Origin of the sequence: Psychrobacter sp. M13 (assembly GCF_030718935.1) — a bacterium.
Lineage (GTDB): Bacteria > Pseudomonadota > Gammaproteobacteria > Pseudomonadales > Moraxellaceae > Psychrobacter > Psychrobacter immobilis_G.
On record NZ_CP132194.1, the window covers coordinates 319,671 to 346,097 of the forward strand.

Sequence of the window (26,427 nt, forward strand, 5' to 3'; positions counted from 1 at the left end):
AAGGCATGAGCATGAAAGTATTAGGACTTGAAACCTCTTGTGATGAGACAGGGTTGGCCGTTTTTGATAGTGAGTTAATAGATACTGACAATCAGGGTTTACTTGGACAAGTGTTATATTCGCAAATTGAGCTGCACGCTCTGTATGGTGGCGTAGTGCCAGAGCTGGCCAGTCGTGACCATATCCGCAAATTAGTACCTCTGCTCAATGAGCTATTAGAACAGTGTGATATCACCAAAGATGACATCGATGCAATCGCTTATACCAAAGGCCCAGGGCTAATTGGAGCGCTAATGACGGGTGCGCTATTTGGTCGCAGCCTTGCCTATGGATTAGATATTCCTGCTATCGGTATTCACCATATGGAAGGGCATTTGCTCGCGCCTCTGATGAGTGCTAACTCGCCTGATTTTCCCTTTGTATCGCTACTGGTATCGGGTGGCCATACTCAGCTTATAGCCGCAAAAGGTATCGGTCAGTACGAGATACTAGGCGAGTCGATAGATGACGCGGCAGGCGAGTGTTTTGATAAAGCCGCAAAAATGCTAGGCTTAGAATATCCAGGTGGTCCAAACATTGCTAAGCTCGCCCAGACGGGTAAGGTAGATGCTTATGCGCTACCGCGTCCGATGCTGCATCGCGGATTGGACTTCTCCTTTAGTGGTATGAAAACAGCGGTGCATAATTTAATTAAAGATACAAATGGTTCTGAAAGCGATCCGCAAGTACGTGCTGATATTGCCGCCAGCTTTCAACAGGCGATGGTCGATACTTTAGTCAAAAAATCTATCAAAGCGCTTAAGCAAGTCGATATGAATAGACTGGTTATTGCAGGCGGCGTCAGTGCGAATACCCATTTGCGCGAGACGTTAGAGATTGAGCTGGCAAAGGTGAATGCAACGGTTCATTACGCACCGCCCGCGCTCTGCACTGATAATGGCGCGATGATTGCTTATGCTGGCTACCAGCGTTTGCAAGCAGGGCAGTCTGATGATCTTGCAGTCACCTGTGTACCGCGTTGGCCGATGACCGAACTACCAGCATTGTTGCCAATGCTTTAAGCTAATTTTTAATACTAAAATTTGTTCTAATAAATAAAAGGATACCCTTATGCAGTGGCTTGCCATTGGTTTAGGTGCAGCATTAGGCGCGTGTTTGCGCGGCTATTTAGCGCGCTTTAATCCGCTGCATCACTGGATACCGCTTGGCACCCTTGGCGCAAATGTCTTGGGTGGTCTACTGATAGGGTTAGCGCTAGTTTGGTTCGAGCGCGTAGGTAGCGACTTATCGCCCAATATCAGATTGTTTGTTATTACAGGATTCTTGGGCGGCTTGACGACTTTTAGCACCTTTAGCGCTGAGGTGTTTACTTTTATTAGCGCTGGTAGAGTATTGGCAGGGCTAGGCTTGGTCGGGTTGCATGTGGGGCTGACTTTATTGGCGACGGCTGTAGGGTTTTATTTGTTTAGGTTGGTTTTGTAGGTTTTGATGGATATTAGTTGTTTAATAGACCGTTATAAGCATCTTCACTATAACGGTCTATTTTAAATAATCTACTTATTGTTTAAGCAACCTATTTGAGCAGTTACTTTAGATATCCACTATAAGATTTAAACAGATAAACACCTTAACGAAAAAGATTATAAATTATCCATAACCACCGAAATAAAATATCGAAAAGTACGAAGAGACTACTTATAAAAAGTACTGTTTGTACTGTAATTTGTATATCTTGCATAAATATATCCTTCAGGTTGTTAAAGAATATATTCTCTCACTACATTTCTGTTACAAATTTGGGTTGTTCCAAACAACAAAAATACAACGTTCAGCATTAATTTATTAACAAATCTCTGAAATAAACTTCGTCTAACTTAAATATCTTAGCTGACTCTTCTTTTTTTACTCCAATCTCATACTCAATCATTAAGTCAATTAAATCCTCGCCTCCTAGAAGGACGATATTAGCCTTGTCTGATGCAAACTCTAATCCTTTTGGAGAAAAGCTGGAATTAGTAATAAAGTAACCTTGGTGATAGTTTCTAAAGTGTAGTAAAGTTCCCAAAAATTCGCGTAACGTTTGTACGCCTATACTTTTGGAGTAGTGCTTACACTGAATACAATATTCTTGAGTGCCTTTTAGTTTAGTCTTAACTTTCACTATACCGTCCACTCCTCCATCTGCCGTTTTGCCTGTATGTTTGGATGAAACGATTGCTCTAACATTATCTTTTTCAAGTACGTTGGATAAAAGCGATAATGAGAACTTTTCAAACTCTAGAGGAGTTAAGTTGTTTATCTTACTAAGAATATCAGTCCTCGAAACACTTGTATTTTCTTCCGCAGATATTTTAGCATTGCTACCGAGCATTAGGCTCAAAACACCTTTACACTTATTAATGAGATGAGTTAGCAGAGGATCTAAATCTTCGCCATAAGCTGCTTTGTTCAACCTTTCATATTGTTTAAACAAACTACTTCTGACTCTTGTTGTGTTACCAAGACATCCTTTATCGAATTCCATTTGAGTGTAGTCGTTCATTTCAGAAGTGATAAGCCATAGACAACATCTGTTATCTATATCTATCTTGTCAAAAACTTCGGGTGTAATGGTCTCATTAATATTCAAAAAATCTAAAGTCTTATTATCATAGTTTGATACTAAGTTAAAGAAACTATTTTCTATCAAACCAATAGCATCTAAAATAAGAATGACTAGGCTCACAACCTCATCATAGCAGCAAGTCGATGATACATCTTCGTCCTCATCTTCATTTGCAAGTTCAATATCTGCGGTGCTTAAAAACTTTAGGATTTTCTGTTCCTTAGTGATTGAGAGTCTGCTATTTATATGCTTATGAAAAGCTGATTGAGTTATAGGTTTTTTGACTGCTAGATTAGACTTCATAAGTTGAATAGATTCATTTAAGATCTTACCAAAGCTTGGGAGTTTTATTGCTTCGTCCATAATATACGCTTATTTTTTGGTTAATTTATTTCATCAAAGATCATGTACTTTTATGAAAGCCTCACAACGGCTTAACAATCCCTTCTAACAAACCAGCAAAGCCCTGCATATAAGCCGTCTCTTGGCTTGAAGTACGAGTCGCCGCATAGAGCTGACAATGCACACCTTTCCCTAATCGCCTTGATACTACCCAGCCCTTTTTCTCATATTCCGCTACTACCCAATCGGGTAATGCCGCCACTCCGCGCTCGCTAGCGACTAATTGAATCAGCATCGCGGTCAGCTCCGTGGTACGAATATTTTTAAAACTTACCTCAGCTGGGGTCATAAATTTAGCGATAATATCTAAACGTTTGGCTTCTACAGGATAAGCAATCAGCGTCTGCTCGGTTAAATCTTCAGGTTGAATAACATCTTGCTCTGCCAAATCGTGTAATGGCGATAGCACTAAACGACTCTCGTACTCAAACAATGGCTGATAGCTCAGACCTTCTATTGGTAGATTACTAGTAGTAATCAATAAATCAATATCACCTTCTAGTAATAAATGATGCGGCTCAGGCTCAAACCCTGTCGCAAAGTCCAGCTCGACATCCGACCACTCACGGCGATAATGATTGAGTATCGGCATCAGCCAATCAAAGCAGCTATGACATTCAGAAGCTAGGCGTAACCTGCCTGCTTGACCATGGGCTAAGCGCTTAAGATTGGCTTTAGTACGTGTGACTTGTGGCATAATACTGTCAGCTAGCGCTAGTACCGTTTTACCAGCAGGAGTGAAGGTGAGCGGGCGAGTACGACGATTGACCAGACTGATATCGTAGTAATTTTCTAGCTCTTTGAGCTGGTGTGAGACCGCAGAGGCAGTAACGTGTAATTCATCAGCGGCAGCCGCCAGTGAGCCATGCGCTCGTAGCGCAGTTAAGGTATTAAGATGACGAAGCTCTAACATAAGGTGACCTAAATTTTGTTTTCTAAAAATTTAACGACGACGTAATAACAGCTGCGAGATCATCACTAATACTAGAGAGGCAGCTAACAATAACGTACCAATAGCATTGACCTCAGGTTTAAGACCTACGCGTACCATCGAGTAAATCCGCAAGGGCAAAATCTCATAGCTCGGCCCGGTAACAAAGGTCGATACCACCACATCATCAAGCGATAGGGTAAATGCGAGCAGCCATCCTGCCATTACTGCGGGTAGTATTACTGGAATCAGCACCGTACGTATCATCGTTGACTCAGAAGCACCCAAATCTCGCGCCGCTTCCATCAAGCTCTCATCTAAGCTGCTCAAGCGTGCAAATACAGTAATCACCACAAAAGGTAAGCAAAAAGTAATATGTGCTAATAATAAAGATACAAAACCCAACTGTAGACCAATTAATAAAAATAGCGCCAGTAGCGATATCGCAAGGACAATCTCAGGTGACATCATTAGCACAAATAGCAACCCGTTCAATAAGCCTTTACCGCGAAAGTTATAGCGATGCAGCGCCATAGCGGTTAGCACGCCTATCACCGTTGAGACTGTAGCCGCGACTAACCCTAAGACTATCGAATGCCAAAAGGCATCGAGCATCGCTTGGTTATTAAATAGTGACTCGTACCATTTGAGACTAAAGCCGCCCCAGTTATAGCCCGTCTTTGAGGCATTAAAAGACATCACTACTAAGACGATAATAGGCAAATAGAGTAGCGCATATATTAGGGTTAAATAGCCTTTAGCAGCGACGCTACCGACTTGGCTTTTTGTTTTGACAGAGGGAGGACTAGAATTAAACATTAGGCCACCTCATTAAAGTCGGTTTTGCCAATACGCTTGCTACTAGCCCGATAGGCGAGTAATAGTACTGCCATCGCAAGCGTTAATAGAACACTAGCCGCAGCACCAAATGGCCAATCGCGTGCATCTAAGAATTGATTTTTAATAATATTACCGACTAGTAAATTACGCGAGCCACCCAAGATATCAGCAACATAGAACATACCCATCGCAGGCAGTAGTACTAATAGCACGCCTGAAATAACACCAGGAGTGGTCAGTGGCAAGACCACGTGCCAAAAGGTCTGGGGCTTGGATGCCCCTAGGTCCTGCGAGGCTAGCAACATGTCATCGCGCAGATCCGTAAATACTGCATACAAGGGTAATACCATAAAGGGAAATAGCAAATAGGTCAGACCGATAATCACCGCACCTTGGGTATATAACATGTCTATTGGTGCATCGATAATACCGATGGCTAGCAATGCTTTATTGATTAGGCCATTAGTCGCTAGTAATAGCTTGAGCGCATATACCCGTACTAAAGAATTGGTCCAAAAGGGTAGGATCAGTAACAGCATGAGCAGCGGTTGCCAACGAGCGCGAGCTCTAGAGACTAGCCAAGCAAAAGGGTAGCCTAGCAATAAGCAAATAGCAGTGGTAAGTCCTGCCATCCATAATGAATGCATAAATACTTCAAAGTATAAAGGATCAACGAGACGCAAATAACTGTCGATAGTGGCGGGCAAGCTGATAAAGTCGCTGGTATCGCGAGTCAAAAAGCTCACGGCTATGACTAATATATTCGGCAGTAGCGCAAATAGTAGCAGCCAGCCCCAAATCAGCCAAAGCGTTGCAGTACGAAAGGTGCTTTTATTACTTAGACGAGTCGTATTTTTGCCAGCCATCAACGGATACCTTTATGGGTAGCATTAGATATGTCAAAGACTTTAGTTTGCGCAGTCTCAGTACTATTCTCAGTATTAGCATCAGTATCCACAGAGTCATCATCAGGCAATACCCATTCCCAGCCGTCGACCCAAGTGACTTTAACAGGCTCATGTATTTTATAGTCAAAGCTAGGATCATCCTCATCAAAGAATTCTGAAGCTTTAATGATATGACCATTATCCAGCTCAATAATGGAGTCTAGAGTGCTGCCTTTATAGTTACTCTCAATGACTCGGCCAAGCAGTCCAGCATGAGCGCTATCATCGACTTCATAGATACGCAAATCTTCTGGGCGTAATAACAGATTGACAATGTCGCCGACTTTTACGTCATTGGCAAAGTTAGGACGGCGCAGATTACGCAACGTTGTTGGGCCAGCTTGTGCCTGATTCTGTGATTGTGCTTCGCAAACTTCGACTTCGATACGACCATTAGTGACTTGCCCATTACGGTCTGGCTGCTCGGGATAGACGCCCTTTACCTCAGCTTTGAATAAGTTAGTTTCACCAATGAAGCTGGCGGTAAACAGATTGGCTGGATTTTCATAAATCTCAATAGGCGTGCCAATCTGCTGGAATCTGCCATCTTTCATCACCGCGATACGATCTGACATTGATAGCGCCTCTTCTTGATCGTGAGTGACGAATACAAAAGTAATGCCAAGCTCACGCTGCAGACGCTTAAGCTCTGATTGCATCTGCAAGCGCAATTTATAATCAAGTGCTGATAGTGGCTCATCTAATAGCAGTAGTTTTGGACGATTAATGACGGCTCGGGCAATAGCCACACGCTGCTGCTGACCACCAGATAAGTCTTGTGGACGACGATTGGCTAGATGCTCCATCTGTACCATCGCTAAGATATCGCGCACTCGCGTCTGAATTTCAGTTTTAGGTACTTTTTTCAGCTTAAGCCCATAAGCCACGTTTTGCGCGACGCTCATGTGCGGGAATAGCGCATACTGCTGAAACACAGTATTAACGGGACGCTTATCAGCTGATAATCCTGCCATCTGTATACCATCTAGGTATATCGCACCTGCACTTGGCTGCTCAAAACCTGCTATCAGGCGTAGTAAAGTGGTCTTGCCACAGCCTGATGGCCCTAAAAGCGTTAAAAACTCGCCGTGCTTAATATTTAAATTAATATCAGTTAGTACTTCGGTCTGATCGTAGGTTTTTTTTAGCCCTGTTATTTTTAGTAGCGCATCAAGGTCAGTCGTTTGTATCTGTGAGGAGGAGTCAGTCATAATAGAGGTTCCTAAACGACCAAAATATTGGCGCTGTGATGGTAAAGGGGCTAAGCCTAAGCTCGCTATAGTTGCTGCGTATTATAACAAACCTATTGCTCCAGTTGCGGTAAGTTAGCGACAGATTATGCAGGCTATACTTATTGCAAGCTATACTTCTTTGAAATAAGAATTTAGACTTTGTCTTGTTGATCTTATTCGTTGCGTGCCACTCATTTTATTAATACTGTTCTGCTCATTTACCGCTAATCGTTTATGAAGTTAAGCTTAAAATAAATTGCTTTTTAGAAAAGTTTTTATGATTATTTTGCTATACAATAATTTTATAGACGACTAGGGCGTGTCCTAGTAACCCCATTTATAACCAAGGATGACTCATGCCGAATGCCAACCGCCCAAAAACAGGAGCAGAGGCGCTTGCTTTGCTCAAACAAGGTAACGCACGTTACGTCGATAGTTTGACCAGCGATCCCTCGATGCAGCGCCGCCCAGAATTAGTCAAAGATCAAGATCCGTTAGCTATTATTTTGGGCTGTTCGGACGCAAGAGTACCTGTAGAGATTGTTTTTGATCAAGGTCTAGGTGATTTATTTGTGATTCGCGTAGCAGGTAACATAGTCGCGCCATCGCAAATTGGTTCTATCGAGTTTGCCGCTGAAAAGTTCGATACTAAGCTTGTGGTCGTCCTTGGTCATTCTCATTGTGGCGCTGTCACGGCTTGCGTAGACGCACTCATTAATCCTGAGAAAAACTACTCACCAAATCTACAGTCTATCGTTGATCGCATTCGTCCGAGTGTCTATAACTTGCATGAGCTAGCCACTGCTAATGGTCAAGACGCTGATGCTGATGAGCTCCTTGATCGCTCTATTCGCGCTAATGTAATGATGTCAGTCAGCCAGCTCAAACATGGCTCACGCGCTCTAGAGGATTTGGTCAATAGCAATCAGCTGCTCATCGTTGGTGCAGAGTATGACTTAGAAACGGGTTTAGTGCGTTTTTTAGACAGCTGATACTTTATTAAAAGGTAAGTACAAATATGCTAAAAAATAGAACAGCAAGGCGGTAACAAATACGACAGTACTGTTTTATGCTATAGCTTTTTTAACTCATAGAAAATACAAGGATAGTCATGTCTGATTCTACCACCACCCAAGATAGCCAAAATAACACTAGCGCTCAACCTGATAGCAGTATCCAAGTAAAAGGCGTCCAGCCTATCGCTATGGCGACTAATGGCTTTACTTTTAACCACACGATGCTACGAGTCAAAGATCCTGTTAAGTCATTGAGCTTTTATACAGGCGTATTAGGCATGACTTTATTGGCGATCAAAAAGTTCCCTGAAATGGGCTTTGATTTGTATTTTTTGGCGAAGCTTACCGATGATGAGCGTCAAAACTTGCCCGCAGGTGATGATTTGGCTATTTATACTTTCCGTCAGCGCGGTATTCTGGAGCTGACCCATAATTATGGTACTGAGACTAAAGACGACTTTAGCTATCATGATGGTAACGCTGAGCCGCAAGGCTTCGGTCATATCTGCTTTAGTGTGCCTGATCTAAAGGCCGCAGTTAGCTGGTTTGATGCTAATGAGGTCGAGTTCAAAAAGCGTCCAGAGGATGGCAGCATGAAAAACATCGCCTTTATTAAGGATGTTGATGGCTATTGGATTGAGATTGTTGAAGCAGGGCTGATGGGTTAGATATTATAAAGGTTGGTTTTATGTGCCTGTACAGCCTAAGGATTGAATAAGATATCGTTTAGTGCTGTGAGCTAAACCTTGCAAGCAAAACATTATAAAAATACTATAAAAGATAGGAACACTACGTTTATGCCTACCTCCGATACTGTTACTGATACTACAGTTGTTGCCGCCACTGATGATGCGCTGACCTACAAAGCCATTGCTGATACTGCCAATGAGCTATTGATTGGTTTTGTCGAGCGTATTCCGTATTTTGTCGCCGCAATAATAGTGATGCTTATCTTTTGGTTGCTATCAAAATTATTTAAAAAGATAGTGCGCAAGTTATTAGGCAATCGTAGTAGCCATCAAAATTTAGTCAAAGTATTCCAGCGAGTAGGCGGTGCATTGATATTTTTTATTGGTTTTATGATCGCGATGGTCGTCGCTATACCAGGATTTACCCCAGCCAAACTCATCGGCGCGCTCGGCATAGGTTCGGTAGCCATTGGTTTTGCTTTTAAAGATATTTTCCAGAACTTATTATCGGGTATTTTACTGTTGCTCTCAGAGCCGTTTCGTATTGGTGATCAGATCGTCTCAGGTGATTACGAGGGAACCGTTGAAGATATTAAGATACGAGCAACAGTGATTAGAACTTATGACGGTCGCCAAGTCGTTATTCCCAACTCAGATCTATATACTTCAGCATTGACAGTTAATACAGCCTATAAGCAGCGCCGTCTGCAACTAGCAGTAGGTATTGGCTATGCTGATGATATTGATGAGGCCAAGTCGGAGATTATGCAGGCATTAGAGAGATCTGATACTGTATCAACGAATGCTTCACCGACAATCATCGCAGTCAATCTAGGCGACTCTACCATTGATCTAGTTGTGCGTTGGTTCATAGATGATGGCACTCAAGCCAATAAAGTAAAATCTATCGATCAAGTGCTCGTTGAAGTCAAAAGAGCGCTAGATAAAGCAAGCATCGATATGCCGTTCCCAGTACGTACGCTAGATTTGAGCGACCCTTCGGTCAAGGCTATCGTCAAGAAGCTGGCTGATCAACAACAGGCGAGCACCGAACAAGATGAGACGCCAAGTTTAATTACTAAGTAATTGAGCCTAAGAGTATAAGAGATATTAAAAACGAAAAAGCCGCTATATTTCAAATATAACGGCTTTTTTAGGCACTTAAAAAATCTTAATCGTCTGTTTCTACTTGGAAATCAGTATGGCACGACTTACAGCTTTTACCGACCGCGCCAAATTCAGCCTTGATGTCATCCACACTAGTTGCCGTTTGAGCCGCAGTATTTAGTTCTGCTGTTACTTTTTGAAATTTCTCTGATTCGGCAAGGAAAGTTTCTTTATCGCTCCAAACCGCTTCAGTAGCATTGCCTACTGCTTCTTGATTTTCAAAATGTACCCAAGGATCTTTAGAGGCTCCTGCCAAAAATGAAGCTTGCTCTTTCGCCACATCAGCGTCGAACGTATCAGGCTCTTTAACCATACCGCCGACAACCTTCATGGTATCGCCGTAGTTTTTCATAATATCTTGACGGGCTTTGACATCTGGGTCAACAGAGCCACTACAAGCTGTGAGACCAAGTGCTGCACTCATCAAAGTGATGCTAACCATAGATTTTAACGATTTAGTGCTATAAAGCTTTGACATATAAAAAATCCTCGTATGTGGCTATTAATAAAGAGAGTAAGCAAGTCCAACGGCAAGCTACTCTCAAAATTCGGCTACAAACTAGTATTTGCATTATTTATAAAACAAAGGTCAGCTACAAAGCTGACCCTATAAAATACAAAATTCATTTGCCTATTAGATCCATTATGCCAATAAAGACTATAAAGTCAACCAGTCACGCGGCTTTAGATAATAGTCAGTCAATTCAAATTCTGCTGTACCTGCTACAGGCTCAAAGCGATAATGCCAACTGGCAAGGGGCGGCATGCTGACTAAGATGGACTCAATGCGACCATTACTTTGTAGGCCAAATAAAGTACCACGATCATAGACTAAGTTATATTCGACATAGCGGCCACGTCGATACAGCTGAAATTCACGCTGTTCATCAGTAAAGGCAGTATTTTTGCGCTGCTCAAAGATAGGTATGATACCGTCGAGATAACCTTGACCTACTGCTTGCATAAACTCAAAGCATCTCTCAAAGTCCCAACCACGACTCTCAAGATTGACATCATCGTAGAACAGTCCACCGATACCGCGCTGCTCATCACGATGACGTAGATGAAAATATTCATCACACCATTGCTTAAAATCAGGATAGACGCTATCACCAAAAGGAGTGCACAGATCATGACAGACTTGATGCCAATGCACACAATCGGCTAATACAGGATAAAAAGGCGTCAAATCAAACCCGCCACCGAACCACCAAATAGGGTCTTTGTCAGCAGCTTCTGCAACGAACAGGCGCACATTAGCATGGCTGGTTGGTACATTGGGATTTTTGGGGTGCACCACTAATGACACGCCCATAGCTTGTGCCTGGCGACCTGCGATATCAGGGTGACGAGCTGTGGCTGACGCAGGTAGATTATGAACATGAATATGGCTAAACATGACCCCCGCTTTTTCTATAACTTTACCATCAGCTAAGATACATGAACGACCGCCACCACCCTCAGGACGCTGCCAGTCATCAGGGACAAAAGTTGCGCTGCCGCCACCATCTTTCTCTTGGGCCTCTAACGCCTGACAGATACGCGCTTGCAGATCGACTAAAAACTCACGAACCCGCATGATGTCATCGTTGGTTGGCGTTGTAGCGTCTGCTACTGATAAGTCTGGCGCTGACAAATTGGAAAGATTATCACTATTTAAAATACTCATAAAATATCCATTTATTGATTTATGAATGTCTATTTCTATTACTTTTTTTATTTTTATTTGTTGAGATGCATGGCGGTATTAAAGTCTTTATCAAGCAAATGACCCATACGATCGCGCTTGGTTGCCAAGTATTCCTCATTCATATCATTAACACCAACTACCAAAGGCACACGCTCAACCACTTCGATACCATGATCAACTAGATAAGCGACTTTGTCTGGATTGTTAGTGATGAGCCGAACTTTATCCACACCCGCATGAGCGAGCATCGCGCCACACATCTCATAGGTACGCGCGTCTGCTGGAAAGCCTAACATCAGATTGGCATCTAAGGTATCATGACCTTGATCTTGCAGCGCATAAGCACGAATCTTATTGGTCAAACCTATGCCGCGCCCTTCTTGACGCAGATATAAAATAGCCCCACAGCCTGCTTGCTGAATGGTCTGCATCGCCGTATTGAGCTGAGCACCACAGTCACATTTGAGCGAGCTAAAGGCATCACCTGTTAGGCACTCAGAGTGAATACGCACTAAGGGTGTTTGCTCAATGTCTTTATCTAATGCAGCTCTGGGGAGGCCAACGGTCAGCATAACGTGCTCTTGACCGTCACCGTTTTCGAACATATGAATATCGAACTCGCCATGACGAGTCGGTAATTTGGCACTGGTAATAAAATGATATGACATTGCTGTCCTGCGTAGGCCGATTATTTGGGCATTAATTATTTAAGCATTAGAGGGTTAAGAGTGATGGCTGCTAGGGTAACTGTAGTTATATTGGCATGATTAACCAAAATACTAGCCCACATCGACTAGGCTAGCAATAAAACACATAAAATTCACACAGTCAGCACGATGGTTGGAGCGATGGTTTAAAAAAAATGCTATTATGCCATACTATTTTGACAGATACAGTCACAAGTCTTTGCTTGGGCTTACTGTACCGTCATCAACATTTAGTATGAATCTCCAATAACAACGTTTATTATCAATGAGCAACAATATCTATTACTAATAAATAACAACGTTTATTATTGACATTCAAAACAAATGATTTAGTGGTGATCCCTTGAACCTATTGTCATCTGTAGCTCATAATGGCTAGTTTTAGTCTGCTATTGTTAAGGCTATAGAGTAGTTATGACGCCGTATCCTAATGATAACGGTGTACATTCGATATGGTAGGTCATTATCTTGTCAGCAGCAGGTATAGTACGGTTTATGCAGCAGTCATCTCATTCCCCACAGTCTCGGTCTACATCGACGTCAGCTATTGATTCTGCTGTTCACCTATCTGGTTTACAACAGACTTATTTGACGATTCCAGAGGCGTGTCCTAATACGCCGTTATTAGACGCTATCGCTAGCCCAGCCGATCTCAAGTCGCTATCTACCGAACAGCTTATCTGTTTGGTGGATGAGCTGCGCCTATTTCTTTTATATTCAATCGGTCAAAGCGGTGGTCATTTCGGTGCTAATCTGGGAGTGGTTGAGCTGACTATTGCCTTACATTATCTGCTAGATGCGCCACGTGATCAGATCGTCTGGGATGTCGGTCATCAGGCATATGGTCATAAAGTGCTAACGGGTCGCCGCGAGCAGCTGGCAAGTATTCGCGCAAAAGCAGGCTTGACCGCTTTTCCTGAACGCGCGGAATCTATCTATGATACGTTTGGTGTGGGTCATTCCTCAACCTCAATATCGGCAGGTCTAGGCATGAGCTTGGCACTACGATATCAAAAGCGCGAGCAGACGGTCGCCTGTATCATAGGCGATGGGGCGATGAGCGGTGGCATGGCTTTTGAGGCCATGAATGATGCTGTTCAACAAAACGCTGATCTACTGGTTATCTTAAATGACAATGATATGTCTATCTCCTGTTCAATCGGTGGCTTTTCACGCCATTTAGCGACGCTTTGGGAGTCAGGATATCAAGTTGATATCTCAGAGTCAGGTGAGCCAGTACTACGTGCGCGCCCTAGTATGCAGGGTTTTGACCGTCGTAATCGCCATGGCGAGCTGCGCGCTGTGCCAAAGATTGAAGATAATTTATTCAAAGCCATTGGCTTTACCTATTTTGGCCCCTTTGATGGTCATAACTTGCCTGAGTTGTTGCGCGTATTAAGCCTCGCCAAACAAATAAAAGGCCCTGTGCTGATTCATATCTATACGACCAAGGGTAAAGGTTTTGCACCTGCTGAGAGTGATCCCGTTGGCTTCCATGCTATTAGCAAGCTCGCTGCTAGCTCCGAAAAGACAGCGATGAGTAACGATCAGTCCTCTAAGCCTGCCCTCAAGCCCACTCTTAAGTACTCGCAAGTATTTGGTGAGTTTTTATGTGATAAAGCCGCTGCTGATGATAAAATGCTGGCGATTACCCCCGCTATGGAAGAAGGCTCAGGAATGACGGACTTTGCGCGTCAGTATCCAGAGCGCTTCTTTGATGTGGCCATTGCAGAACAGCACGCGGTAACACTAGCGGCTGGTATGGCGACTCAAGGGGTAAAACCCGTTGTCGCTATTTATTCGACATTTTTGCAGCGCGGTTATGATCAGCTCATTCATGATGTTGCCCTACAGAATCTTGATGTCACCTTTGCTATAGATCGGGCAGGGTTAGTCGGTGAAGATGGCGCAACGCATGCAGGTATATTTGATTTTGCCTTTTTGCGCTGTGTGCCCAATATGCTGATAGCGGCACCCAAGGATGAGAACGAATGCTACCAGCTACTTAATACTTGTTATGAGTATCAAGGCTGCACGGCGATCCGCTATCCACGCGGTAGTGGCATAGGCGCAGTTATCGAACGCCCCGCTCAGCTATATCCAATAGGTAAGGGCGTTATAGAGTCAGTATTGGGGTTAGAGCAGGCGACGACTAAATTGGCTGTTTTAGCCTTTGGTACTCTTGTGGATACCGCTTTGAAGGCTGCTGAGCAGTTGATCCAGAGTGATAATAATTTGCAGATACAAGTTATCAATATGCGCTGGGTCAAGCCTTTAGATTGCGAGCTGCTAGAAGAGCTGATAACGCAAGGCGTCACCCACATTGCGACCGTCGAGGAGCATGTGTTGATGGGCGGTGCAGGTAGCGCGGTCAATGAATATCTGCTCAATAGCTCGACAGCTTTTAAGACCAATCGAGTGGCTATAACCAATATTGCTATAGCTGATCGGTTTTTGGAACACGGTTCGCCAGCTGAGCAATGGGTGGATAGTGGTATAGACGTGGCAGGCGTGCTCAAACAGTTACAAGCTTTATTAAAGTAGTTTTAAGTTTCATATAACAGTATCTTAGAGCTGGATAGTATCTTAAAGCTAGAAAGTATTTTAAAGCCAAAAATTATTTCGTTTTTTATTCCTCAAACAAACAGGTTATTTATGGAACCCATGGTTGTCATCGCAGCGCGTGCTGCTGAAAAAGTTGGTAAAGAGATTTTATACGCGCATCAAAACCGCCATAAAGTTGAATTTGATATTGAGTCAAAGGGCCTTGATGGGTTAGTGACACGTATTGATCGCTTTAGTGAAGAGCTGACTATAGAGACACTAAAGAGCAGCTATCCTGACCATTCCTTCTTAGGGGAGGAGTTCGGGATGAAGCATGGTCGCGGTGAAGACGCTGACTGGTGCTGGATTATCGATCCGCTCGATGGTACCAAAAACTTTGTACATGGCATTCCGCAGTTCTGTGTGTCGATCGCAGTACAGCATAAAGGCGTCACTCAGCATGGGGTAGTCTATGATCCTGTACGTGATGAGATGTTCTCAGCCAGTCGTGGCAAAGGCGCACGCTTGAACAATCGCCGTATTAACGTTAGTGAGCGTAAAACTATTGACGGTGGACTATTCACTACAGGTCATCCGCTAGAGCGTACCCGTAATGGGGAGTCCATCTCTTACGCCAAGCAGCATTTTGATAGCCTATTAAAGGTCACTGAAGAGGGCGGGCAAATTCGTCGCTTAGGCTCAGCAGCATTGGATCTTTGCTATGTAGCAGCGGGTCGCTTTGATGGTTATTTTGAGATGTCAATTAAGCCTTGGGATATTGCCGCAGGCGAGCTTATTGTGACCGAAGCACGCGGCACTGTGGTCGATCACAAAGGCGCGCACGACTCTATGACCACAGGCTCTATCTTTGCTTGTAATATCAAAATGCTTAAGCCGTTGATGCAAGTGGTCGTGCCAATATGGGGCGATGCGGTTTAAGATTCTATTCTCTTAAGCTTTGATTAAATACAGTCAAACTGCGCCAAGTAAAAAAGCTGACTCTGTAATGGAGTCAGCTTTTTTATTATGTTCTTCACATACCTAAACTTTTATAGTCTATTAACTTTCACGCAGCCCTAAGCGTTTTTTTTCACTAATACTCTCAAGTAAGCTTAGCTCTTGCTCGATCAATCCTAGCATATCCTGCACATGGGGCAAGATCTTACTACAAGCGGTAATACAGAACTCAATTTTATCTTGATAGCTGGCAAGGGTGATATTGAGCGCTTGTCCATCGACTAAGATTGACGCTGGGTATAAGGCCTTGAGCGGTGCACCATTCCAATACAGCTGCTTTTTGGAGCCAGGGACATTAGAGATAATGAGATTAAAGGCCTGCTTTTTTGGGAACAAACCTGTAAAGACATTCAATCCTTCCCAAGCGTAGGCAACTGCACTGTAATTGATCACTTGCGCTTTATTCATCCGTCGAAAGCGGCGCTTACCGCTGTTCATACTGTCATGAATCAGCTGCATACGCTTAACAGGATCTTCTAAATGCGTCGCTAAGTTCGCCATCAAAAACGAGATTTGATTGCCAGAAGCGCTTTCATCACAGCGTAGTGACATCGGTACGAAACCCACCAGTGGCTTAGTTGGTAACGCATTCATATCTAATAAATAACGACGTAACGCTCCTGAACAGACTGCCAGCACTACATCATTTTGATTCATGCTAAAGGTGTCGGCAATATCATAAAAGCGCTTTATATCATAAGATTGCGCCGCAATACGCCGAGACGCTGAAATACGACGATTCAAAATACTCATAGGTGCATCAAAAGTGCCAACGTAATCCTCGTCGCCACTGTGCTTAAAATTATCTACTAACTCTGTAAAAACAGGTTTAATAGTGGATAGCTGCTCCTTTATAATTCGCAATGCTGCACGGGCTGTGGGTTGAGCCTTTTCAGCTTTACTGGTTTTTCGAGTGATCACTGACCATATCGGCAGCGTCACGGGTTCAGTAGGCGATTGTGATAGGGCCTTTTCAACGATACGCATAGCGGCGATGCCATCGACTAGCGAGTGATGAATCTTAAAGTAAAAAGCAAAGCGCTCAGGACCGCCCTCAGTTTCAGGTAAAATACCCTCAATAACGTGACACTCCCACAGCGGCATAGCTCGATCAAGCAAGCGACTGTGCTCTTTGGAGATATACATCAGCAGCTCGCGGACGCGTCCAGGATTGGGCAATGCGACATGACGAAAGTGATGCTCAACATCAAACTGCTCGTCTTCTTTCCAAAATAATAGGTTCTCAAGCACCTGATTAAAAGGAAAGCTGGGAGGTGCTTTTGAAGTCTGCATTTGCTGCACTAATTTATAAACAAAATCGCTATCTATATCGCGCTCAGTTTCAGGCAATTCAAACAAAAATAAACCACCGACATGCATAGGTTGTTTACGCGATTCTAAAATTAAAAATAATTGATCAACGGCGCTCATTAGTCGCATGATAAGTCCTTTTACGGCGATTAATAAAAGTTAAGGTCTATTAAGTATTTGACCGGGCTTATTTGTAAATATTCAACAAGCCTTAAGATTATAATGAATAAGTAGTCGTATAGTAATTAAAAGTTCACCCAACAGAGTATAGTAAAAACTTGCTAAAGACAGATCATTAAAATTATCTATTGAAAGTGGTTTATCAAAAACTGTTTATTGAAAGCTGCTTATTGGAAAAAGTACCCAGTCTGTGGCGAGCTTGCGCTAGCCATCCTTCTCATTGGCATACGCCCTGCCAAAAACGCCTCGCGTCCTGCCCAAACACCATGCTTCATGGCTTGTGCCATTAGCACTGGATTTTGCGCATTGGCAATCGCTGAATTCATAAGCACCCCGTCACAGCCTAGCTCCATCGCAATTGCTGCATCAGACGCCGTGCCAACGCCTGCATCGACTAGCACAGGTACTTTAGCGTTTTCAATAATTAGGCTGAGGGTATGGCGATTAAGTAGGCCAAGTCCTGACCCTATCAAACTACCTAACGGCATAATAGCTACGCAGCCCATACTCTCAAGCTCTTGGGCGACTATAGGATCGTCTGAGGTATAGACCATCACCTCAAAGCCGTCGTCGATCAATATTTTGGCCGCTTTTAGGGTTTCCATAACATTAGGATAAAGACTGGTTTCATCACCTAATACCTCAAGCTTGACTAGATTATGTCCGCCCAATAGCTCACGGGCGAGCTTACAAGTGCGTACCGCGCTATCGGCATCAAAGCAGCCAGCGGTATTGGGCAAGATAGTATATTTATCAGGGGAAATCACATCTAACAGATTAGGTTCATCGCGGTTTTGACCTATATTAGTTCGACGAATAGCCACCGTGACAATCTGAGCGCCAGAGGCCGCAATAGCGTGACCTGTCTCACTCATATCTTTATACTTACCCGTCCCAACCAATAGCCTTGATGAAAACGTGCGACTACCTACTGTAAAGCTGTCAGATATCAATAAGTCTTGCTCATTAGAAGTAACTTGTGACATATATAGAATCTCAGTGCGTATAAGTGATAAGGTTAAAATAAGTAAAATACCATATCTACTGATTGATGACATGCTGTAGATAATACAAAATGTTAGTATAACAAACTCATGCCAGCTCACGAGTACTCTTTTTTGTGCTAATGCGGTCACGACCAACTCGTTATAGGTGAATGTTCGACACGCCCTCAGCCAGTTACAAGACAGTTAAATTTTTTATCAGGTTATTTTTATTAGGCTACTTTTTATCAGGTTATTCTTATGATGCAATTGCCATACCCTTTTGCCAAGCGCCATCAGCTATTGATTGTATTGGCAATCGACCCTGAGCTACCACCTACGCTGGTATTAACCAAAGCGACGCCACTATCGGCTATTAATGAAGCGGTACGGTTTATGCAGCAGCAAGGCATACGCGGCATACCCGTCTATGAGAGCATCAGCGCAGATGACTTTGAAAAACGTATGAACGCCTCTTATGCGGGTAACACAGGTGAGTCGCAGCATATTGCAGCTGGTCTTGAGGATCATCCTGATCTAGATAGATTGGCCGATAGTGTTCCTGAGACCGAAGATCTGATGGACTCTCAAGACGATGCGCCCATCATTCGGCTGATTAATGCGCTGCTATCTGAAGCCATTCGTCTCAATGCCTCAGACATTCACATCGAGACTTTTGAAAAACGCTTAGTGGTGCGTTTTCGCGTCGATGGTGAACTCAAAGAAATTATCACCCCAAAAAGGCAGTTAGCGCCATTGCTGGTCTCGCGTATTAAAGTTATGGCCAAGCTGGATATCGCTGAAAAGCGTGTCCCGCAAGACGGGCGTATTAGCTTACGGCTGGCAGGACGCGAGGTCGATGTACGGGTATCGACACTGCCCTCGAGTTTTGGTGAGCGCGTCGTTATGCGCTTGCTCGATAAGCAAGCAGGGCGCTTAAACATGACTTATCTAGGACTATCAGATAATGACTATCAAGAGCTGACTCGCCTTATCTATCAGCCGCACGGTATTATTTTGGTCACAGGGCCGACAGGCTCAGGTAAAACTACCACCCTATATGCAGGCCTTACGGATCTCAATGATCAAACCCGTAATATCTTAACCGCTGAAGATCCTATTGAGTTTCAGCTCGATGGTATCGGGCAGACGCAAGTTAATAACAAGGTCGATATGACCTTTGCTAAGAGTTTACGCGCGATGTTGCGCCAAGATCCTGATGTAGTGATGGTCGGTGAAATTCGTGATTTAGAGACGGCTGAAATTGCCGTACAAGCGTCATTGACAGGGCACTTAGTGTTATCTACTTTACATACCAATAGCGCCATTGGTGCCGTGACGCGCTTGCAAGATATGGGTGTTGAGCCGTTTTTATTATCCTCATCTCTTATTGGTGTTGTCGCTCAGCGCTTAGTACGTACTCTATGTACTCATTGTCATAGCTGGCAGCCAGCAGATAGCGAGCAAGCCAAACTATTCACTGAGATTAACGTAGGGGCTGATACCTCAATAAAGATACCCAAAGCGGTCGGTTGTGACAAGTGCAATCAATCAGGCTTTAAGGGTCGTACGGCAATCTATGAAGTCGTGCCTATCAACGATACTATGCGCCGCATGATTCACAGCAATACCGCAGAGTACGAGCTTGAGGAGTATGCACGTAAGCTGACACCGTCTATTCGTGCTGATGGTCTGCACAAGGTAATAGCTGGCCGAACCACTTTAGAGGAAGTACTGCGCGTCACCAAAGAGAGCGCCATGCTGGATGACGCTCTGATTATTTAATGATTCTATAGCCTAAAAAAAGCGTCAACATGCTCTAATACTTACTAGGTATTTTGAAGCTTGTCAGCTTTATCTGAAGCTGATTTATCGTGAGCCATGTTACTGTCAGCTACATCATTCGCAGATTCTGTGCTTTGCGTTTTGCTATTATTACCTTGACGGCGGGCTTCCAGCTCAGATTTGGGTATCCACGCCCAAGTCATCTCAACGACGATCGGGTCGCGCGCGCTATCGGACTCGCGATCATTAATGACACAAGGGATAATCATTTCACCCTTAGGTGTCTCTAAAATCTCTAAACGTTGCGTATCAGACAACGTAGCAATAGCCGCTATTTGTCCCTTTTTGAGGGGACGATAAAAGTTAACTGAATACGACTTAATCAATAATATCCGATCGCTAGGTAAGTTTAGACCCAAAATAAAACCAGTAGCCGTTTCTGCGAGCAAAGTGACAGCAACCGCATGCACAGTGCCAATATGGTTTTGTACCGCCTTGCTGTTGTTCAAACTGACCACTACCTCATTAGGCTCAACAGTTTCGTAGTAGACGCCCGTAGTACCGACATAAGGCACAACTTTGCCAAACGCTTTGGATAATATCTTTGAGCGCGTGCCAGCGGGTAGATATTTAGTTACTGACAACAGCTTTGTAAACTGATTGTTGATCGGCTTGAGCTTATCATTGGCAGGCTTGTCTTGTGACGTGATAGCATCAGTGATTCTGGCAGAGAGCTTAGGAAGCTTAGTCTCTTTTGCTTTATTGGATAGTTTATTTAACAGCTCTGACATGTCATATTCCTTGGGTTTTAATAACTGATTTTAATAACTGGTAGGTCTTATAAAAATTAAAAAGATGTAGCAATTTAATAATAGCAATGATGATAAGTAGGATGATTGCTCACTATGACCTGTATTTAAGCTACTGATTTTAGACACATAGTTTTTTATAGTGATATAACTATGGTAGCATTAACCAGCGCTTTTTTAGTATGAATAACATAGACTGCTGCGCTTAAAAAATAATAAGCTAACGGCAACATAACGATTAGCTTAGTAATATAATTTTGTCATTCACAGTCTATTTTGCGGTATTTTATAGGTCAATTATGCGCGATGTTTCTAGTACTCCCTCTAAGACCTCAATCACTACAGCGACCAATATTATTTATACTGGGGTTGCAGGTACAGGTAAAACGTATCAGCTATTACAAATTGCCAAGCAGTATACTGATCATCTGCCAACACTAAGTGAGCAGGCATTATTAACTCAATTATTGCAGCCGTTGAGCTGGCGTGAAGTGGTGTGTTTGGTATTATTAGATCTGCACAATCAACAGCAGGATTTGGCAAAAGTGCCTGAAATTGTCGCGCATGAGTTTTTTGTAGCAAAAGCGGCACAAAATGCACGCGCTAAGAATTTAAATAGCACGGCATGGTCAGTGCTGCAAATGCACAGTCCTATAGAGTCTACAACGGTCAGCTGTGATCATCGTGCCAGCCAAGCTTATTTTGATAAAGATCAGAGCGGCGCTTGGTATTTATTGACTGATAGTTTGCCATTATTAAAGGATTTGGTGCAGCAGCTGATAGAGCTTAAGCAAGCACAGTATGAGCATAGGCCTGCAAGCTGCCAAGACATCAGCATCAAACGCTATAGCATGGTTAGCTTTCATCAAGCTTACGGTTATGAAGAGTTTGTCGAGGGAATTCGACCTGTTATAGGCGCGATTGGGTCACAGGGGCAGGGCGGTCAAATGCGCTATGATATTCAAGATGGCGCATTCTTAAAGTTATGTCAGCGTGCCATAAGTGATCCCAAGCAGCGCTATGCGATGCTAATTGATGAGATCAATCGCGCTAACGTATCGCGAGTATTCGGCGAGCTACTCAGTCTGATCGAGCCCAATAAGCGTAGCGGGCAAGCACAGGCTATGCAAGTACAGCTGGCCTATTCTGGACGGCCCTTTAGCGTGCCAAGTAACGTCGATATCTATGCGACGATGAACACTCAAGATCATTCGCTTGCGCCCCTTGATATGGCGATGCGTCGGCGATTTCGCTTTATTGATTGTCCGCCAAAACCTGAGCTATTAGCGACTATTCAATGCTCTGATACCAAAATTGATGACAACGATGAAGATGAGCCTACAGAGTCAGCAATAGATTTGGCTAAGATATTAGCAGGCTTTAATCAGCGCATTGTGCAAACGTTAGGCGTGGAGGCGCAGTTGGGTCACGCTTTTCTATGGTCAATTGACACTGTAGAGACTCTGCAAACCGCATTGATAGAACAGATCATCCCGCAACTAGTACAGGCAACTGGTGGTCAGCTTGGCTTATTACAGTATTTATTCAATGATGAATCGCAGCCGTTTGGGTTGCAGTTTATTCAAGACGCGCAGATACAAATTGATGATCGCTCTAGCTATCAAACGCAGCAGGCCGATTTTAATGCAGGATTCAATACACCAAGCGGCTTTTTGGGGCAATCCATGATCGCAACGAGTTACCAAATAAATCCACAGCTGATCGCTAGATCGGGTGAGTTTACTACTGCTAAAGTGTATCAGCGCTTGTATTGAATATAGCCTGTATAAGATATATTCTACGGTTTTAAGAGTATAACTTACTCTTAATTTGGACGGCGGGTTACGCTGCGCTAACCACACCCTACAGCAAAAATTTAAATTTTAGTTGATTACATCGAGTATTTACTTAATATCGCGTAGGCTGTGGCTTTAGCCCAGCAAACAGGTTTGTAAAGTTACAATATTAGATAGTAAGCAGTGAGTTTTGAATTTATTTGAGAGTCGCGTGACGCCTTAATAGTGTATATCTTTGCTCATAAAAATGGATGCTAGCTTAATGCTGACAGAAGAAATAAATAGTCATCGTATGAATAGAGCTCAATGTACAGATAAGCAAAACGGTGCTTATAGAGCGCCTTATGGCGATAGTATTATTACGGTCTTTGAACATCAACGCTTGACGGTAAATGACTTTAGTCAAGCGGCTGATTTTGATTGGCTCTTAACCCAAGAGTTTGCCGTTTTTAGTTTCAAGCGTCAGAGTGGACAGTGGCAGCTAAAAGTCGGTCATTACATCGGCATTATTGTACTGCCAAGTGGTATGACGCTGGAGATATTGCCGAAGCCTATTAATGAAAGCAACAGTATTAATAGCCACCAAGGCCCTAAAGATATCGCTGTAACACGCCTGTGGGTGCAGCAGATGTTAGTTGATTTATTTCATAAAGACTGCGATCGGCAGCCCCATTATAAGACCTTAGATCAGCTCAGCGGTGATGTCGAGGTGCTTGCAGCATTACCCATGCAGACCCTACCGATATCCGAATGGTTAACCAAGCAGTTTATGCAGCTGATAGCACTCTATAAACCGACACAAGGTTATCAGACCCTCACTCAGAACGCTTCTAGCTTGCAGGGCAAGTTATTGATCAAAGAGCAGCTAAGACATAATGGCGCACAGCCGCATAAAATGATCAGCGAAGTGAGTCATTTAAGCCAAGATACGCTAAGTAATCGGCTAATCAAAAGCGCGTTAGGTTTACTAGAACCGCTATTATCTCAGTCTTTATCCTCACAACACTCAAGCTTGGCGATATCATTACCCGCTAAGCATTTATCAGCATGGCGAGCGGTAAGCGCTTTTAGTACCCATGAGCTGAACCAGCTAAATGCCCTATATAAATCTGCTAAAACTCAGCTTAATACCCAACCGTTGATGCGCTCTCAGCTCCATATAGCACAGCAGCTGTTGGACTGGGCTTACTGGTTATTGTACAGACAGCAAGCAAGCCTACAAACAGGCAGCAGTCTTAAGTTAAATCATACAAATGATGTCTTTAGAGCTATAGCGTCTAAAGCTATAGCGTCTAACCAGCCGCGATTGTGTATATTATTCAATATGAACCAAGCTTTCGAGCAATGGGCAAGTTTGCGTATCACAACGATGTTTGCGCAATTCAATGATGGCTATCAGACACTGTATCAAGCGCAGCACAGCTGGCTGCGAGATCAGTGGGGACAGAACTGCTTGTCTATACGGCCTGACTTACTTGTTGGTCAAAATACGCCTTGTGATGATACTTGTGACAACAACTATGACAATACAAAGGTTTTGGTGTATAGCCATGTCATAGATATTAAATGGAAGGCTTTAGCGCAGGCCAATGCCATTAGTGCTAGCGACGCTTATCAATTAACCAGCTACGCGCAAGCTTATCAAGCCGCGCAAGCTTGGCTAGTTTATCCTGTCATTGAGCACACGCGCCAACCTGTTGCTCTACAGCAGCACCGCTCAACGAGTCGCTTAGAGCAGACCAATCACACTCAGCTATGGCTTATGCCCTTTAATGTATTGACAGGGACTTTGAACGACTGGCAATCAATAAATAAATCATTGATTACTAAAAAGTGAAGCTATTTTTGCTGAAAATTTAAGCTAATAAAAAGCTGTTTAATAAAAATTAGACTTTATTTTAAATAAATTGAAAATAGCAGTTGACAGCACCTCCTTTTGCCCTTAATATGTGCACCTCGATAGCGAGGAACGTTAACCAGTTAGCAGCTTTGCTAGTTTGTTAAAACAACACTTTTTATCGAGATAATAGAGTACATCGGAGTGTGGCGCAGTTTGGTAGCGCATCTGGTTTGGGACCAGAGGGTCGTAGGTTCGAATCCTATCACTCCGACCATCTATTTCAAGAGCCTTACAGGCTTTTTTTTATGTATAATGCTTTAATTGCTTAAAGTCGATTATTTGAATGAGAGCAAAAGTTAAATATATAAAAAGCCCTTAAGAGCGCCTGTAGCTCAGCTGGATAGAGCATCTCCCTTCTAAGGAGGTGGCCGCAGGTTCGAATCCTGCCAGGCGCACCATTTAGCCTGTAGATATGCTGATCGTTGGCAACAGTTATGGCGGTTGTAGCTCAGTTGGTAGAGCCCCGGGTTGTGATCTCGGTTGTCGTGGGTTCGAGTCCCATCAGTCGCCCCATATTTTATAGTATCTATAACTTGTTAAATGTTAAGACTACCTATGCCTCTTTTGGCATTTTTTTTCGTCTACATTTTATGTTTTTTATAACTATTAGCATTGTATTTATACCAATCATTTTGTACTTGCCATTCCCTATCTATTGCTTGACCTTATTTTTATCATCTTTTTAGTATATAATTATTAAGAATATTTAAATAATACTTCAGATTATCTTAATTTTTTAGCTAAGATAGACAATTCTCTAACTGCATCTCAAGCAGAAGGTTATTAGGGATGCTGATAGCACTATTTTTAAAATGTGTTAACGTATTTATATTCTCATGTAAGGTCCAAAATAAACGATTTACCTTGTGTGGTACTTAGTAGGTGGTTTATTTTCTACGGTTGGCTAGCTCAATGAGCCGTTAAGGAAATTATCAATGGACGCATTAAGCGTATTGCTACAAAATGTAAATTTGCTCGAGACCAAATACTATCGTTTGAACGGGGTCGGCAATTGGTCTTATTCGATTGATAAAAAAGATACTATTTTATTTTATCTTGTGCTATCTGGTGGGTTTTGTATTGATGTTGGAGATGAAGTAAGACAAGCGAATGCAGGTGATATTCTAATGATATCTAACGCCGCTCAGCATATTAGCTACGCGCTTGGCTATAACGGTGATGATGCAAAACCTTTAGAACAGGCGTTGGCAGCTGATCATAACCATGTGGTTCAGCTCAATAACACAGGGGATGTGAATGTTTGTTTGATCTTGATTGAGTGCCAATATGATAAAGAAATGATCCGCCCTTTGTTATCAGTATTGCCTACATTATTGCCTGAGCTGAGTGAGAAATCTGATGGTAGATTTGGGGTAGTTGATGTTGAAGTCAAGTTATTGACTTTAGAATCCGAAAAAGAGCGTATGGGTAGAACGGCGGTCATCAATCATTGGGCAAGTATTATGATGATAGAGTGTTTGCGAACTTATGTCGAAAGTATGCCTGAAGCAACTGATAACTGGTTAAAAGCGCTGAAAGATCCTTATTTGGCAAAGGCAATAGTGGCTATGCATTATGAGCCTAATAAATCTTGGACTATCAATAAGCTTGCTGAGGTTGCAGGTATGTCGCGCTCAAGCTTTGCTCAGCGTTTCAAGGATGTCGTAGGTATGCCGCCATTGACTTATCTGATCGATTATCGCTTGCGTCTAGCAGCACGCTACCTGCGTCTGCAACAGAATAGCATTAGTCGTATTAGCGAGCTGGTCGGTTATGCCTCAGACTCGACCTTTAGCCAAGCCTTTAAGCGAGTTTATGGTGTATCACCAAAAGCTTATCGTCAGAGGCATCAAAAAAAGCTAATCGCTTAACTATG

22 protein-coding genes and 3 tRNA genes are annotated in these 26,427 nt (G+C 43.2%); 14 read left to right on the forward strand and 11 right to left on the reverse strand.

Annotated features, from left to right (window positions below):
• Positions 1–11: 11 nt before the first annotated feature.
• Entirely contained in the window at positions 12–1,061 is a 1,050-nt protein-coding gene (tsaD, locus tag Q9G97_RS01425; RefSeq protein ID WP_305899436.1) for a tRNA (adenosine(37)-N6)-threonylcarbamoyltransferase complex transferase subunit TsaD, read from the forward strand.
• Between the two features lie 49 nt (positions 1,062–1,110).
• Positions 1,111–1,482 (forward strand): CrcB family protein, encoded by a 372-nt coding sequence (locus Q9G97_RS01430; RefSeq protein ID WP_305899437.1) that lies wholly within the window; start codon positions 1,111–1,113, stop codon positions 1,480–1,482.
• Positions 1,483–1,834: 352 nt separating this feature from the next.
• Here the strand turns inward: Q9G97_RS01430 and Q9G97_RS01435 are convergent, their stop codons facing one another.
• The 5 genes from Q9G97_RS01435 to potA all read right to left on the reverse strand — a co-directional run bounded on the left by Q9G97_RS01435 (position 1,835) and on the right by potA (position 6,936).
• Positions 1,835–2,968: a restriction endonuclease gene (locus tag Q9G97_RS01435; RefSeq protein WP_305899438.1), complete on the reverse strand. Its 1,134-nt coding sequence runs from the start codon at positions 2,966–2,968 to the stop codon at positions 1,835–1,837.
• A gap of 61 nt (positions 2,969–3,029) precedes the next feature.
• Entirely contained in the window at positions 3,030–3,920 is an 891-nt protein-coding gene (locus Q9G97_RS01440; RefSeq protein WP_305899439.1) for a LysR family transcriptional regulator, read from the reverse strand.
• Positions 3,921–3,950: 30 nt separating this feature from the next.
• Positions 3,951–4,757, reverse strand: coding sequence for a spermidine/putrescine ABC transporter permease PotC (gene potC, locus Q9G97_RS01445; RefSeq protein WP_305899440.1), 807 nt, complete (start codon positions 4,755–4,757; stop codon positions 3,951–3,953).
• A complete protein-coding gene (gene potB / locus Q9G97_RS01450) occupies positions 4,757–5,644 on the reverse strand; it encodes a spermidine/putrescine ABC transporter permease PotB (RefSeq protein WP_305899441.1) in 888 nt (295 codons plus the stop codon). The genes potC and potB overlap by 1 nt, the downstream gene beginning before the upstream one ends.
• Positions 5,644–6,936, reverse strand: coding sequence for a spermidine/putrescine ABC transporter ATP-binding protein PotA (gene potA, locus Q9G97_RS01455; RefSeq protein ID WP_305899442.1), 1,293 nt, complete (start codon positions 6,934–6,936; stop codon positions 5,644–5,646). Before potA ends, potB begins: the two co-directional genes overlap by 1 nt.
• A 377-nt stretch (positions 6,937–7,313) precedes the next feature.
• On the opposite strand from potA, the gene Q9G97_RS01460 reads away from it, so the two are divergent.
• The 3 genes from Q9G97_RS01460 to Q9G97_RS01470 all read left to right on the forward strand — a co-directional run bounded on the left by Q9G97_RS01460 (position 7,314) and on the right by Q9G97_RS01470 (position 9,748).
• Positions 7,314–7,949 carry a carbonic anhydrase gene (locus Q9G97_RS01460; protein WP_201571284.1) on the forward strand — a complete coding sequence of 212 codons (636 nt, stop codon included), beginning with the start codon at positions 7,314–7,316 and terminating at the stop codon, positions 7,947–7,949.
• Positions 7,950–8,161: 212 nt separating this feature from the next.
• Complete coding sequence (gloA, locus tag Q9G97_RS01465) at positions 8,162–8,641, forward strand: lactoylglutathione lyase (protein WP_371747917.1); 480 nt, start codon at positions 8,162–8,164, stop codon at positions 8,639–8,641.
• 129 nt (positions 8,642–8,770) lie between these two features.
• Positions 8,771–9,748 carry a mechanosensitive ion channel family protein gene (locus Q9G97_RS01470; protein WP_305899444.1) on the forward strand — a complete coding sequence of 326 codons (978 nt, stop codon included), beginning with the start codon at positions 8,771–8,773 and terminating at the stop codon, positions 9,746–9,748.
• A gap of 85 nt (positions 9,749–9,833) precedes the next feature.
• Here the strand turns inward: Q9G97_RS01470 and Q9G97_RS01475 are convergent, their stop codons facing one another.
• From Q9G97_RS01475 to ribA, 3 genes are all read right to left on the reverse strand, one after another.
• Positions 9,834–10,307: a cytochrome c gene (locus tag Q9G97_RS01475; protein ID WP_305899445.1), complete on the reverse strand. Its 474-nt coding sequence runs from the start codon at positions 10,305–10,307 to the stop codon at positions 9,834–9,836.
• 180 nt (positions 10,308–10,487) lie between these two features.
• A complete protein-coding gene (hemF, locus tag Q9G97_RS01480; RefSeq protein ID WP_305899446.1) occupies positions 10,488–11,498 on the reverse strand; it encodes an oxygen-dependent coproporphyrinogen oxidase in 1,011 nt (336 codons plus the stop codon).
• Positions 11,499–11,551: 53 nt separating this feature from the next.
• A complete protein-coding gene (ribA, locus tag Q9G97_RS01485; protein ID WP_305899447.1) occupies positions 11,552–12,187 on the reverse strand; it encodes a GTP cyclohydrolase II in 636 nt (211 codons plus the stop codon).
• Between the two features lie 534 nt (positions 12,188–12,721).
• Here ribA and dxs point away from each other — a divergent pair.
• Complete coding sequence (gene dxs, locus Q9G97_RS01490; protein WP_305899448.1) at positions 12,722–14,770, forward strand: 1-deoxy-D-xylulose-5-phosphate synthase; 2,049 nt, start codon at positions 12,722–12,724, stop codon at positions 14,768–14,770.
• A 111-nt stretch (positions 14,771–14,881) separates the two neighbouring features.
• Positions 14,882–15,709, forward strand: coding sequence for an inositol monophosphatase family protein (locus tag Q9G97_RS01495; protein ID WP_305899449.1), 828 nt, complete (start codon positions 14,882–14,884; stop codon positions 15,707–15,709).
• Positions 15,710–15,829: 120 nt separating this feature from the next.
• Here the strand turns inward: Q9G97_RS01495 and Q9G97_RS01500 are convergent, their stop codons facing one another.
• Both Q9G97_RS01500 and Q9G97_RS01505 read right to left on the reverse strand, forming a co-directional pair.
• Positions 15,830–17,227: a wax ester/triacylglycerol synthase family O-acyltransferase gene (locus tag Q9G97_RS01500; RefSeq protein ID WP_305899450.1), complete on the reverse strand. Its 1,398-nt coding sequence runs from the start codon at positions 17,225–17,227 to the stop codon at positions 15,830–15,832.
• Positions 17,228–17,445: 218 nt separating this feature from the next.
• Positions 17,446–18,264 (reverse strand): thiazole synthase, encoded by an 819-nt coding sequence (locus tag Q9G97_RS01505; RefSeq protein ID WP_201571301.1) that lies wholly within the window; start codon positions 18,262–18,264, stop codon positions 17,446–17,448.
• A gap of 258 nt (positions 18,265–18,522) precedes the next feature.
• Here Q9G97_RS01505 and gspE point away from each other — a divergent pair, with 258 nt between their 5' ends.
• A complete protein-coding gene (gene gspE / locus Q9G97_RS01510; protein ID WP_305899451.1) occupies positions 18,523–20,046 on the forward strand; it encodes a type II secretion system ATPase GspE in 1,524 nt (507 codons plus the stop codon).
• A 44-nt stretch (positions 20,047–20,090) separates the two neighbouring features.
• Here the strand turns inward: gspE and Q9G97_RS01515 are convergent, their stop codons facing one another.
• A complete protein-coding gene (locus Q9G97_RS01515) occupies positions 20,091–20,837 on the reverse strand; it encodes a DUF4442 domain-containing protein (protein WP_201571303.1) in 747 nt (248 codons plus the stop codon).
• A gap of 317 nt (positions 20,838–21,154) precedes the next feature.
• Here Q9G97_RS01515 and Q9G97_RS01520 point away from each other — a divergent pair, with 317 nt between their 5' ends.
• From Q9G97_RS01520 to Q9G97_RS01545, 6 genes are all read left to right on the forward strand, one after another.
• Positions 21,155–22,630, forward strand: a complete 1,476-nt coding sequence (locus Q9G97_RS01520; protein WP_305899452.1) for an McrB family protein — start codon at positions 21,155–21,157, stop codon at positions 22,628–22,630.
• Between the two features lie 313 nt (positions 22,631–22,943).
• Entirely contained in the window at positions 22,944–24,488 is a 1,545-nt protein-coding gene (locus tag Q9G97_RS01525) for a hypothetical protein (RefSeq protein ID WP_305899453.1), read from the forward strand.
• Positions 24,489–24,688: 200 nt separating this feature from the next.
• Positions 24,689–24,765: transfer RNA gene (locus tag Q9G97_RS01530), tRNA-Pro, on the forward strand.
• Positions 24,766–24,872: 107 nt separating this feature from the next.
• A tRNA-Arg gene (locus Q9G97_RS01535) sits at positions 24,873–24,949 on the forward strand.
• 39 nt (positions 24,950–24,988) lie between these two features.
• Positions 24,989–25,064, forward strand: a tRNA-His gene (locus Q9G97_RS01540).
• Between the two features lie 422 nt (positions 25,065–25,486).
• Positions 25,487–26,422: an AraC family transcriptional regulator gene (locus Q9G97_RS01545; protein WP_305899454.1), complete on the forward strand. Its 936-nt coding sequence runs from the start codon at positions 25,487–25,489 to the stop codon at positions 26,420–26,422.
• Positions 26,423–26,427 lie beyond the last annotated feature (5 nt).